The sequence below is a fragment of the Fibrobacter sp. UWH6 genome (genome assembly GCF_900142465.1).
Lineage (GTDB): Bacteria > Fibrobacterota > Fibrobacteria > Fibrobacterales > Fibrobacteraceae > Fibrobacter.
This window is the reverse complement of the sequence record NZ_FRAX01000003.1, coordinates 147967-160664: the sequence shown is the minus strand read 5'-3', so window position 1 is coordinate 160664 and position 12698 is coordinate 147967. Positions and strand designations below refer to the sequence as shown.

Sequence of the window (12698 nt, the reverse complement as noted above, 5' to 3'; positions counted from 1 at the left end):
ACTCTAGATGTTTTCGAACAAGTCCGGCTGAATGTCGGGCTTTTTCTTTATCCAGCTGATTTGTTTTGCCGGGTGGACGATTTCGCCGGGCTTAACGTTACCGATAATCAGCGGTGAATTCGGATCGTGCATGTTGTGCTTGCTTAGCACTTGATCCTTGCCGTAGTTGGCGTAACAATATTTGCAAAGGTGCGGGCAGTTGCTGTAATTGCCGATGTCTCCGCCTACCACGCAGGCGGAACATTCCTCGCGGGCAAATTTCTTCTTTGGCGGCATGAAGGTAAGACCTTTTTCTTTAAGGCCTAAGGCTTTCTCAAAAAAATCTGGAGTGGAACATCCGCTGCAATCTGCTCCGAATTCTGCCAGGGCGGAACTTTCCACGCATGTCTTTATGTTTATGCCGTGCAGGCGACCGATTTCCACAAAGGCTTTGGTGAGGGTAATTTGATCTTCCCAGGAAACTTCTTTAAGGTCAGGGAAGTTCCTGGTGACGCAATTGAAAATGTCCACGAAGCTGATGATGCAGGTGTGGGTGTAGCCTTCTAGCAGAGCGGCCATCACCTCGAAGGATTTGATGTGCTGCTCCACGGTGTAACGTCCTGTAATGCAGATGGGGTCATAACGCCACTGTACTGCATCCTGGCCGCCATTATGGGTGTTAACCAAGTCCGACAACTTCTTGAATTGTTCCACGATCAATCGCTTGTCGGGAACGTTGGGCTCGATGTCCTTGCCGTAGGGTGTGAGGGTGATATGCCATGCCCAGCGGAAATCTTTGATTTCGTCAAGATGGGGTAGGAGCGGGGTTGGATTCTTGGTGCAGAAGAAAATACAGTCAACTACACTTGGGTCCAGCTGGTATCGGGTAATGTAATCCTGATTGTAAGGGTTGCGTACCAGGACGAAACCTTCTCGAATCCGATTCAGAAACCATTTGGAGTAAAAGGCGGGAAGATCCGTGCGGATGCTGGCTGAAATGATCATGGGGATAGAATGCTGCGGAACTGTTCCGTACAGAAAGCCTCGTTCTGGTAGAAGTTATCTGCCAGGATGTCCATGATTTCTTCGGAGTATTCTGTCTGCTTGCTCAAAAGCTTTATCGCGTTGATTTTGCGGGTAAGATCTGCGGCGCCTTCAGGAACTTCGGCGGAAAGTTCCATTCCGAAATGTTGCAGGATAATCCAGAAGAAGATAGCGAACTGTACCTTGGTGATGGCGTCACCGTCAAAGAGGCTCTTGGCGTAATAGCGGAAAATCAGGTAGGCTACGATTTTTTCGCCGTCTTCTTCAGAAAATAAATCTTGAGACTGGTCCCAGCCTTTGCGGATCATTCGTTCAAAGGCTTTATCCCAGGCGGGTCCGAAACTTTCCCCTTCGCCAAGGATTTCGATCCAGGTTTGCTTGGTAGCGGCATCACTTAAGAGATCGGAATTTTCTTTATCGTTTGCGTTTGTATTTTCGACGTAATCCAAAATCTCTATGAGCCTCTGGTTCAGAGGCTTGCTTTTATTTGCCAGTAATTCAAAAATGTGTTCCCGTTCTGCGAAGATGGCGTCTCGGGCTTCTTCGGCGCCTTCGGGCATTTCGTCGGGTTCTTCGTCAATTTCACTTTTGACGAGATTTAGAACGTTGCTAGATTCTTCGACTTCGCACTTCGTGCTTCTACCCAAAGGGCATAACTCAACTTGAGAACTAAAGTTCTTAGTTTCGTATAGCTCAGAATGACAGATGGTGGAGTCGTCTTGTGAATCGCTGGTGAGTAATAGTCTAACGGCTTCTTCGCAGCAAAGGCCGACGCCCTTTTCCATGATGTCCCCGTAAACTTCCACAAAGCGGGGGTGCTCGCGGCAGATGTCACAGAGAACGCTTTCGCCGGATTCATCTAAGTCGGATCCGTTGCACCCCAGTTTGCAGATCATTTCGCAAAGGCCGTTTTTCATAAGGAAGGGACAGCGGTCGCCGGGCTTTAAGATGAAATGCCCGTCCTGGATGTTTTCCATCAAAATTTTGGCGAAGGCGATTTTCTTTTCGTCCCTTTCGCATTTCGGGGATGTGTTTTCGGCGAGGTCCCTGTACTTGGAAAGGCTGATTTCGTCGACGTCGATTTCCCAGCCGACGCAGCAGGTGTCGGTGCATTTGTCGGCAAGGCAGCAAAACTTGTTGTAGAAAGACGGTACGCGCAGCAGCATATCCTGTGAAAACTCCCGAAAGAAAAACGTTTTTGTGGGGTGTAGTGGGGTGGTTTGTGGGTGGAAATATAGAAAAGTAGTGCTCTTGTGTGCATTTGTTTCTGGGCGGACCTGCTGCGGCGGTATGATTTCTGTAATAAAATCAGAGTGATTGAGATGGAGAAGTCGGACCTCGTGGGGAAGTGTGGTGAAGTCGGGGGTGTAAATGGTGTGTTTTTCCACTGAAATGGGGAAGTGTGGGGAGAAGTAAGCTATATTTGAAATGTGTGTTAATAATTCCATGTGTTGTGTAATTGTGTGATGGAATAAAAAAATGAGCTTAGAGAACTATTTCATAGGTCAGGCCAAATCGGCCATCGACGGAAAGGGTAGGTGCGCCTTCCCTCGGGAATTCCGTCGTCAACTGACCCCTGAGGATGGTTCTGAATTCGTGCTCACGAACTGGATGAAGGACAGACTTCGTTTGTTTGTAAGAGCCGAATATGATAAGTTCAAAGCTGAGGTTGACCGTTGGTCCGACCGCAATGCTGCCCAAAAATTCCGTCTGCGTCTAAGAGCCATCCCTGTTGAGCTCGACGGCCAGAATCGCATATTACTCCCTAAGGATAAGCTCCTGTTTGCAGGCCTTACGAACAGCGTAATGTTCGTGGACTCTGTTGGCGGTAAGTCGTTGGAATTGTGGAATACAGAAAAGTATGAAGCTCAGTTCGCTATGGATTCCGAAGAGGATCTGGCTGAGTTCGAAAGACTCTGTATGGCAGATTTTGCGGGAGGATCTGATGAGCAAAAATGACCCTCAGGTAAAGTCTCTACGTACAAACAAAATTTCTGAAGCAGCTGTCGCCGGAGTTGAAGGCGGCGTGTTCTACCATGATCCTGTAATGCTGAAGGAATGCCTTGAAGGTCTCCGCCTTGAAGGTGCTGAAATCCTAGCCGGTGGAACTTTTGCTGACTGTACCTTGGGCGGTGGCGGCCACTCCTATGCTATTGCGACCCGCCTTTCTGCCGAAGGAACCTTGCATTCCTTTGACCGCGATGATGATGCGGTAAAGTTTGCGACTAAGCGCCTTTCTGCCGTTAGCAACGGTGAAGGTCTTCCCAAGTTTGTGGTGCATCCGGTTCCCTTTGCCATGCTGGGCGAAGAGATTCCGGCTGATTCCTTGGACGGCGTTCTCTATGATCTGGGAATTAGTAGCCATCAGGTAGACGATTCTACCCGTGGTTTTACTTTCGTTGGCAATAATCCGTTAGACCTGCGTATGGATCGTCGTGAAGAAGTTTCTGCCCAGGAATGGTTGCGTAGTGTAAGCGCCGATGACTTGGCTGAAGCCCTGCGTAAGAACGCTGATATGGATCGCGCCTTTAAGCTGGCAACTCGCATTATTGAAGTTGCTACAGAAACTGGTCGCGAGGGCCGCGATATCCTGCCTAGCGATATCAAGTCCGTTGTGGAATCCGTATTCCCGGACAAGCGCCGTGACGCCAACAGCCTGCTGGCTCGCGTGTTCCAGGCTGTTCGTATGGAAGTGAATGGCGAACTGCGCCAGATTGAAACCAGTATCCGTTCTGCAGTGGATTGCCTGAAGGTGGGCGGTCGTCTGGTGGTCATGAGCTACCACTCTGTAGAAGACCGCTGCGTGAAGGATACTTGTGCTGAATTTGAAAAGGCTTGCATTTGCCCGGAACATTTGCCGGTGTGCATGTGCGGCGGAAATCACCAGCGTCTGAAGAAGGTAAATCGCAAGCCGATTCTTCCTTCCAATGATGAAATTGCAAAGAACAGTAGGGCTCGCTCTGCAAAGCTGAGAGTGTACGAGAGGGTATGAACGAAGAAACCAAAAATTTCGTGAATTACTCTAACCGCTTTATTGTGCGGTGTTTCCTCTGCCTTGTGCTGGTGGCAGGGCTCTTGCTGATTTTGCCCTTGTACATGCAGAATCGAATGACTCGTCTTTATGCGAAGTCCCATGAACTTTCTGAAACGGTGAATATGCTTCGCCGCGAGATTCTGCTGCAGGAACTGGAAATCAACAGACTGTCTTCTCTTGAAAAGTTGAATGACTTTGCTGAAACAGCTGAACTTGGCCTCAATCAGGTTCCCACCAAGGTCCGTGTGGTAGGGGGTTCCAAGTGAAGTTTGTGAATCTTGAAGCATTGAAGGTGATTAACCTGGACGCAATTTCCATCTGGAAAATGCTGGTTCTTGGTTTTATCCTTGTTTTGACATGGCAGACTTTCAATATTCAAGTTCTGAACCGAGAAATCTACCAGGCTGAAACCAAGAGCATGGTGACTCATACCAAGAACATCTATGCCGAACGTGGCCAGATTATGGATCGTAACGGTGTGGTGTTTGCCGAAAATCTTCGCGATACCGGTAAGTCTGAAGATTATAGCCGCATTTTCTTGCAGGGCAAGCTGGCTTCCCAGATTGTTGGGAAGGTGAACCGCAGTGGTGAAGGCAGCCTTGGTGTAGAACGTATGTTCGATTCCCGCCTGCGCGGCAATGAAGGTTTCCGCGTGAGCATTCAGGACGCTCGCAAACGTGAAATTTATGGACGTTCCGAAAATGTGGCCGAGGCTGAACCGGGTAAGAACCTGGTGCTGACTATTGACCGCAATATGCAGGAACTCGTCGAAAAGGAATTGAAGGATGGCGTGTCCCGCTATATTGCCAAGAGCGCAAGCGCTGTGGTTGTGGACCCGTATACGGGTGAAATTCTCGCCATGGCTAGCTATCCGACCTTTGATCCCAATTCCAAGAATCAGGGTGTGGGCAGCATGGCCAAGAATGATATCGTGGCTATGGCATACGAACCGGGTTCTACTTTCAAGTTGATTACCGCTGCTGCTGCTCTCGAAAGCGGTGCTGTGGATACCAATCAGGTGTTCCCCAACGAAGGTCGTTGCTGGACATGGAATCCCAAGTCTGCTCCCATTTGCGACACCCATGTGTACGGCGATATGAATATGCCCGAAGCCATGGTGCAGTCTTCCAATGTGGTGTTCGCGAAGATTGCCACCGAAGTGGGGGCTAAGAATCTTTACATTACCGCAAAGCATTTTGGCCTTGGCGAAAAGACTTCTGAATATTTCTATGGCGAGGAATCTGGCGCCTTGAAGGATCACGTGACCTTGGCCAGCAATAGCGGCAGTGACCTTAAGTCTATGGGCTTTGGCCATTCTGTGCTGGTGACTCCCATTCAGATGGTGATGGCCTATGCTGCAATTGCAAACGGTGGCAAGCTGATGAAGCCTATGCTCGTTAAGGAATGGCGTGATTCCAAGGGTAAGCTTGTTGAAAAGAACGAACCTACGGAACTTCGTCGAGTTGTTTCTGAAAAAACTTCGTCCATGATTCGCGCCATGCTTTCTCGCGTGGTGAATAACGGTACCGCAAAGCAGGTCATGAGCAAGAAGATTCCCGATGTGGTCTTTGGCGGCAAGACGGGTACTGCAGAAAAGTATAATCCGGAAACCCGTAAGTACGATAGAGAACATCAGGTTGCTTCCTTTATTGGACTTGCTCCGGTTGAAAACGCCCGTTATGTCTGCCTGGTTCTGGTAGATGATCCTCAGACGGCTCAGCATCACGGTGGTAACACGGCTGGCCCGATTTTCCGCCGCATTATGGAAGGCATCTACTATCATCCGGAACTGTCTCCTGCGTCTCACAGTCTGGAACTGGTGAGTGCGAAGTCCAAGTGTAACGACGATTATGTGGGAATGCTCGCTACTGCGGCAAAGTCCCTGGCTGCTTCCAAGGGTTGCAATGTCAAGTTTGAAGGTGAAGGGCTTCGCGTTGTGTCTGAACGTCGCGATGTGAATGATTCTGTTGGAGTCACCCTGATTCTCGAAAATATGGATGGCGGCAAGATGCCCAATTTGAAAGGCCTCTCCTTGAAGGATGCTCTTGAAATTGCAGGTAACTTCCGCATGAATGTTGAATATACAGGCAAGGGTCGCGTAGTTGCCCAATCCCCGAAGGCCGATGAAGTGTTACGTAAAGGGCAAGTATGCAAACTCACGTTGAAGGAGAGAAGCTAATGCTTTCTGAAACTTTGATGAAGAACTTGAATGTTCGTGGTTTGTGCGACGACTCCCGCCGTGTTAAGGCAGGCGACCTTTTCTTCTCGCTGCCGACTGAAGGTTATGAAGTTTTCGCACGTAACGCGGTGGCTGCCGGTGCAGTTGCTGTCGTTGGTGAAAATGTGGCCCCTGAAGGTTTGACTTCCAAGTGGATCCAGGTGTCTAACGTGAAGGCTGCCCGTCTGGAAGCGGCAAGGATTTTTTACAAGGATCCGTTTGCGAAGTTGACTTGCCATGCTGTTACTGGTACTAACGGCAAGACTACAAGCGCTTTCTTGATGGATGCTATGTTGACTGCTGCGGGCAAGAAGGTTGCCCTGTTGGGAACCATCAAGAACAAGGTGGGTAATACCTCTGTTCCCGCAAACCTGACGACTCCGGGTCAGTTGGACTTGTTTGCCTTTGCGGCAAAGGCTGTTGATGCAGGCTGTACCGACCTGGTTATGGAAACGTCTTCTCATGCGTTGCATCAGGGCCGTGTCGCTGGCATTAGCTATCGCAGCGGATTGTTCAGTAACCTGACCCAGGATCATCTGGATTACCACAAGACTATGGAAGCCTACTTCGATGCAAAGAAGTTGCTGTTTACCAAGTATCTGGCTTCTGATGGTGTTGCCGTAATCAATGTGGATGATGCTCATGGCGCCCTGCTTTGTGATGAACTCAAGCCTACTGGACTAAAAACCGTTGGCGTTTCGCGCCTGGGTTCTGAAAAGGCTGACGTAAAGCCCTGCGGTACGGTCCTCAATACTGAAGACGGTTTAAAGTTTGATTTGAATGGCTTTGGTTGCGCTGCTTCTGACGCTCATTTTGAAACTGCCCTTTGTGGCGATTTCAATGTGGACAACGTGATGTTGGTTCTGTCCTGGGCCAATGCCGTTGGAATTTCCAAGGCTGCTATGGATAAGGCTCTTGCCGAAGTTCGTGTTCCGGGACGTTTCGAAAAGGTCTGGAACAAGAACGGAATTCATGTGATTGTGGATTACGCTCACACTCCCGATGCTCTTGAACGTGTGCTGATGACTGCCCGTAGCCTGTGTCGCGGTAAGCTCAGCTGCATCTTTGGTTGCGGCGGCGATCGCGATAAGACTAAGCGTCCCATTATGGGCGAAATTGCAGAACGTCTCTCCGATAAGGCCTGGCTCACTTCTGACAATCCCCGTACCGAAAATCCGGCTGACATCATTAACGATGTGAAGGCAGGAATGAAGACTGACAAGTTCGAAGTTGTGGAACTTCGTGACGAAGCCATCAAGCGCGCCTGCGCTGAACTGAAGGATGGCGACTGGCTTGTGGTTGCCGGTAAGGGCCATGAAGATTACCAGATCATTGGCAAGACTAAGCATCATTTTGACGACCACGAAGAAGTGGTGAAGGCGATGGAAAATGTTTAAGCTGGACCTGAAAATTAAGGAAATGCTTGAAATCCTGGAAACCCAGGCTTTCGGCGTTAACGCCCGTACACAGAATCGCAAGGTGAACCTTTGCATGGATTCTCGTGAACCTGCCAAGGGTGTGGTTTTTTGGCCGATTAAGGGCGAACGTTTTGATGCCCACAAGTTTGTTACCGAAATGGAAAAGAATGGAGCTCTGATGAGTGTTGTGAACCAGGATGCTGAAGGTATTGAAAACTTCAAGATGTATGCCCCCGTGGACGATACCACCAAGGCTTTGCTGAAGCTCGCCAAGGGCTACCAGAAGAATTTCAAGGTGAAGAAGGTGGCCATTACTGGATCTAACGGCAAGACTACCACCAAGGAAATGACTAAGGCTGTACTTTCTATGAAGTACAACACCCACGCTACTGCCGGTAACTTCAACAACCACATTGGCGTTCCCATGACCTTGTTCCAGCTGAAGCATTCCCATGAAGCGGCTGTGATTGAAATGGGTACCAGCGGTCCCGATGAAATTCGTCCGCTGTCTATGGCTACTGAACCGGATGTAGCTGTGATTACCAATATTGGTGCCAGCCATCTGGAAAAGCTGATTGACTTTGACGGCGTATTTGCCGAAAAGCGTACCATTACTGCAGGCCTCAAGAAGAACGGCCTCCTGATCGTGAATGCCGATGACGAACGTCTGTGCAAGTTGCGTTCCAACACCAGCTACAAGGTAGTGACTTTCGGTATCAAGCGTGGTATCTATAAGCCCGAAAAGCTGTCTTACAATGAAGACAACTGTGCTACCTTCTACATCGGCCGCACCAAGTTTGAATTGTCTGTTCCGGGCATCCATAACGTTTATAATGCCCTGGCCGCCATTGCAATTGGCGAGGCTTTCAAAGTCTCCAAGACGGACATCGCCAAGGCTCTGGCTGGTTTCCATTCTACCAACATGCGTATGGAACTGAAGAAGGCCAACGGTTTCTCCATCGTGTCTGACTGCTACAATGCCAATCCGTCTTCTACCAAGATGGCCCTGCAGACTATCGGAAACATGAAGGTTGCCCGTCGCATTGCCGTTCTCGGCGATATGCTGGAACTGGGGGACAAGACCGACGCCCTCCATCTGGAAATGGGTGCCATGGTTCCCGAAATGAATTTTGACATGCTGTTCACCGTAGGTGAAAAGGCTAAGCTCTATGTGAAGGGCGCAAAGTCCAAGGGTATGAAGTCCGCCTATCATTTCGATTCCGTGCAGGAATTGAATGCGGAACTGTCTGAAGTTGTTGCCGAAGGGGATGTGCTTCTGGTGAAGGGCTCTCGTGGCATGCACATGGAACAGGTTGTTGAAGCAATGTTAAAGCTTACCAAGGTTAAGGCATAAGGATAGTAAGAGTCAATGGATAATTCTGTTCAAAATACGACCGGCATGAATAAGCTGCTTCTAGCAGTGGTTTTGGTGCTGATCTGCTTTGGCGTGGCTGTGGTGTATTCCGCATCCGCTCCCTATGCGCAGGCCAATGGTCGTCCGGCAGAATTTTACATGATGTCTCACTTGCCCAAGGCTATTGGTGGCGTTGTACTGATGTTGTTCCTGGCCCGTTTCTGGGATTATGGCCATTGGAAATGGGCTGGACGTATTGCCTTTATAGCTTTCTTCGTTCTATCTGCAGTTGCTCTGGTAAAGGGCGGCAGCGTCAAGGGCGCAAACCGTTGGATTTTTGGAATTCAGCCCTCTGAATTTATGAAGCTCGGCTTGATTATCTGGGTAAGTGCCAAACTTTCTGAAGCGGGGGACAATATCAAGAGCGTTGCCTGTACTTTGGTGCAACCCGGAATTCCCTATTGTCTGTGTGCCTTGATTCTTGTGCTGCAACCGAATTACTCCATGCTGATCATGGTGACTGCCATTGTGGTCTGCATTATGCTCACTGCTGGCGTAAATGCCAAGTATCTGGGGTATGTCGCCCTGGCGGGAATCCCGCTGGCATTGGTTCGCCTGATGACTTCTACTCATTCCAGGGCTCGAATTCTGGCCTTCTTTGCCGATGAAGGTGAAATGGCCGCTTCTAACTGGCAGGGCGATCATGCCTTGCAGGCCCTTGGAAACGGAGGACTTTTTGGAACTGGTTTTGGTCAGGGTGTCCAGAAGTTGGGTTACCTTCCTGAAGCTCATAAGGATGTGGTGTACGCCGTGATTGGTGAAGAATTTGGCTTTGTGGGTACTTTTGTAATCTTGATCCTGTTTGCGATTTTGTTTGCCCAGGGTTTTAAGATTGCAAGAAACTCTGCTACCCGTTTTGGAAAGTATCTGGCTTTGGGTTTGACTCTTTCCCTGTTCTCCAATTTTGTGGTTCACGTCTGCGTGTGTGTCGGACTATTCCCCATGACGGGTCAGCCGCTGCCGTTCTTCAGTTTTGGCGGAACCAATTTGCTTTATACCTCGATCGCTATTGGAATCTTGCTGAATATTTCTCGCCCGGCATCGGGTAGGAATATCAAGGAACCGTATACCAGTGGTTCTTCGCTTGAAAGTAGCGCGTTTAGAAATTTTGATTATACAAGGAGTGGCGTATGAAAAAGTTCCTTTTCGTATGTGGCGGTACCGGTGGCCATATTTTTCCGGCCGTTGCCATTGCAGATAGTTTGAAGAAGATGGGCGTTACCGACATTACTTTTGCCGGTCGTAAGGATTCTATGGAAGAACGCCTGGTTGCCAAGAATTGGCCCTATGAATACATTTCTGCGGTACCTCTGCATCGTGGACCGTTCCTTAAGAATTTGGCCTTGCCTTTCAATTTGACCAAGGCCCTGGTCCGCGCCAAGAGCGTCGTTCGCAAGGTGAAGCCTGATGTCGTTGTGGCTACTGGTGGATATGTTTCCTTGCCGATCGTGCTGGCCGCAGGTTCCATGGGTATTCCCGTGTATTTGCAGGAACAGAATGCTGTGGCCGGTGTTGCCAATAAGGTTGGCTCCCGCTATGCAAAGACCATCTTCGTAACCTCTGAAGATGCCGCCAAGGGTTTCCCTGCAGAAAAGTGCATGGTCTTTGGTAATCCTGTTCGTGAATTGCCGACTGAAGATTCTTTGGCTCGCCCTGCAGAATTTGCAGAAGGCAAGAAAGCCGTCTTTATTGTTGGCGGTTCCCAGGGTGCTGTAGGCATCAATAACAAGATTGAAGAAAGCATCAAGAGCATTACTGCCCGTGACGATGTTTCTGTGGTCTGGCAGGTTGGCGTAAAGAACGTGGCTACGATTAATGATCGCCTTGGCGAAATGCCCAACGTGGCTGTCCGTGGCTTCCTGGATGGAATTTATGCCTATATGAAGCATGCTGACCTGATTATTAGCCGCGCAGGTGCTTCTGCCCTGGCTGAAATTCTCGCCTTTGGTAAGCCCTCTATTTTGCTGCCGTTCCCCCATGCAACTGCAAATCATCAGGAACACAATGCCCGCGTCGTTGAAAAGGCTGGCGCTGCTCTTGTTGAACTGGATGCAGAAGAAAATCACCTGTGGGAAAAGGTCGAAACCCTTTTGGCTGATGAAAGCCGCCTGGCCAATATGGCTGCCGCCGCAAAGGGCCTCGGAATGCCCGATGCCGCAGACCAGATTGCAATGGTTATCCTGGAAAAGGAGAATGCATAATGCAGATTAATGACTGTAAGCGCGTACGTCGCCTTCATTTCGTCGGTATTGGCGGTGCAGGCATGTCCGGTATTGCTGAAGTCCTTCATGCCAATGGCTTTGCGGTCAGCGGCTCCGATATGAGTGAAAGTGCTGTGGTGGATTACCTCAGAAACCTGGGTATCCGCGTTGATCCCAAGCACGATGCCAAGAATGTGGAAGACGCCGACCTGGTTGTCTATTCTTCCGCTGTGCCCCATGATAATCCGGAACTGGTCGAAGCCCGTAACCGCCGAATTCCCGTCATCAAGCGCGCAGAAATGCTGGGCGAACTGATGCGTATGAAGTACACCCTGTCTATTGCCGGTACTCACGGCAAGACCACTACTACTTCCATCGTAGGCCAGATTTGGGAAGAAGCTGGTTTGGATCCCACCATTATCGTTGGCGGTGTGGTGAAGGGCCATGGCAGTGGCGCCAAGGTGGGTAAGGGTAACTACCTGATTGCCGAATCTGATGAATTCGACCGTAGCTTCCTTTCTATGATGCCCTCTTCTGCTATCATTACCAACATTGATGCAGACCACCTGGATACCTACAAGGATATTGAAGACATTAAGGACGCCTTTGTCCAGTTTGCAAACAAGATTCCTTTCTATGGTCAGATTATTCTCTGCCTGGATGATCCCAATGCCCAGCAGATCCTGGCCCGTCTGAAGAAGCCTGTGATTACTTATGGTTTTACTCGTCAGGCTAAGTATCGCGTAGACAATCTGCGTTTTGAAAAGGGATTCCCTGTATTTGAAATTTTGAATGATGGTAAGAGTCTGGGTGAGTTCCGCTTGCAGATTCCTGGTCGTCACAACGTGCTGAACGCAACGGCTGCAGTAGCCTTGGCTATTGAAGAAGGTATTGATGCCGATGTGGCCCGTAAGGCTGTTGCTGCCTTCGGTGGCGTAAAGCGTCGTTTTGAATTCATTGGTGAAAAGAATGGCGTGATGGTCTTTGATGACTATGCTCATCATCCCACCGAAGCTACCGCAACCCTCCTGGGCTTCCGCGATGCCTTCCCGGATAAGCGTATTATCGTCGCTTTCCAACCCCATCTCTTTACCCGTACCCGCGACCAGCACGAAGCTTTTGGCAGCGCCTTTGCCAATTGCGACGTCCTGCTTGCCACCGATATTTATCCCGCTCGTGAACGCCCCATCGAAGGTGTGACCGGTGCTCTTGTTTCTGAAAGTGCAACTGCACGTGGCCATCGCGATGCCCGCTTTATTGGCGATCAGATGAACTTGCTTCCCATCTTGAAGAAGGAACTTCGTGAAGGTGATGTGGTTGTCTTGATGGGTGCTGGCAGCATCTACAAGCTGGGCGAAACCATTTTGAAGGAATGTCTGTAGGAGTTTTA

General features: G+C 49.6%; 11 protein-coding genes. 9 read left to right on the top strand and 2 right to left on the bottom strand.

The features are described from left to right. Positions 1-3: 3 nt before the first annotated feature. A complete protein-coding gene (locus BUB73_RS04110) occupies positions 4-984 on the bottom strand; it encodes a DUF1848 domain-containing protein (protein ID WP_073283802.1) in 981 nt (326 codons plus the stop codon). Beyond that, positions 981-2189, bottom strand: coding sequence for a flagellin lysine-N-methylase (gene fliB, locus BUB73_RS17175; RefSeq protein WP_073283800.1), 1209 nt, complete (start codon positions 2187-2189; stop codon positions 981-983). Before fliB ends, BUB73_RS04110 begins: the two co-directional genes overlap by 4 nt. A gap of 313 nt (positions 2190-2502) precedes the next feature. Between fliB and BUB73_RS04100 the strand changes: the two genes are divergently transcribed. The 9 genes from BUB73_RS04100 to murC are packed head-to-tail and all read left to right on the top strand — an operon-like array spanning position 2503 to position 12690. Further along, the gene (locus BUB73_RS04100) at positions 2503-2982 is read left to right on the top strand and encodes a division/cell wall cluster transcriptional repressor MraZ (RefSeq protein WP_073157061.1); all 480 of its coding nucleotides are present in this window, start codon (positions 2503-2505) and stop codon (positions 2980-2982) included. Continuing rightward, positions 2969-4015 (top strand): 16S rRNA (cytosine(1402)-N(4))-methyltransferase RsmH, encoded by a 1047-nt coding sequence (gene rsmH / locus BUB73_RS04095; protein ID WP_073157058.1) that lies wholly within the window; start codon positions 2969-2971, stop codon positions 4013-4015. The genes BUB73_RS04100 and rsmH overlap by 14 nt, the downstream gene beginning before the upstream one ends. Then, on the top strand, positions 4012-4323 hold the full coding sequence (locus BUB73_RS04090) for a hypothetical protein (protein WP_073157055.1): 312 nt from the start codon (positions 4012-4014) through the stop codon (positions 4321-4323). The genes rsmH and BUB73_RS04090 overlap by 4 nt, the downstream gene beginning before the upstream one ends. Next, on the top strand, positions 4320-6236 hold the full coding sequence (locus BUB73_RS04085) for a penicillin-binding protein (protein WP_249269294.1): 1917 nt from the start codon (positions 4320-4322) through the stop codon (positions 6234-6236). Before BUB73_RS04090 ends, BUB73_RS04085 begins: the two co-directional genes overlap by 4 nt. Next, the gene (locus BUB73_RS04080) at positions 6236-7672 is read left to right on the top strand and encodes a UDP-N-acetylmuramoyl-L-alanyl-D-glutamate--2,6-diaminopimelate ligase (RefSeq protein WP_073283798.1); all 1437 of its coding nucleotides are present in this window, start codon (positions 6236-6238) and stop codon (positions 7670-7672) included. Before BUB73_RS04085 ends, BUB73_RS04080 begins: the two co-directional genes overlap by 1 nt. After that, the gene (gene murF, locus BUB73_RS04075) at positions 7665-9047 is read left to right on the top strand and encodes a UDP-N-acetylmuramoyl-tripeptide--D-alanyl-D-alanine ligase (protein WP_073157050.1); all 1383 of its coding nucleotides are present in this window, start codon (positions 7665-7667) and stop codon (positions 9045-9047) included. The genes BUB73_RS04080 and murF overlap by 8 nt, the downstream gene beginning before the upstream one ends. A gap of 15 nt (positions 9048-9062) precedes the next feature. Beyond that, positions 9063-10241: an FtsW/RodA/SpoVE family cell cycle protein gene (locus tag BUB73_RS04070; protein WP_073235676.1), complete on the top strand. Its 1179-nt coding sequence runs from the start codon at positions 9063-9065 to the stop codon at positions 10239-10241. Beyond that, the gene (gene murG / locus BUB73_RS04065; protein WP_073235679.1) at positions 10238-11308 is read left to right on the top strand and encodes an undecaprenyldiphospho-muramoylpentapeptide beta-N-acetylglucosaminyltransferase; all 1071 of its coding nucleotides are present in this window, start codon (positions 10238-10240) and stop codon (positions 11306-11308) included. Before BUB73_RS04070 ends, murG begins: the two co-directional genes overlap by 4 nt. Then, positions 11308-12690 (top strand): UDP-N-acetylmuramate--L-alanine ligase, encoded by a 1383-nt coding sequence (gene murC / locus BUB73_RS04060; RefSeq protein ID WP_073157041.1) that lies wholly within the window; start codon positions 11308-11310, stop codon positions 12688-12690. The genes murG and murC overlap by 1 nt, the downstream gene beginning before the upstream one ends. Positions 12691-12698: the final 8 nt, after the last annotated feature.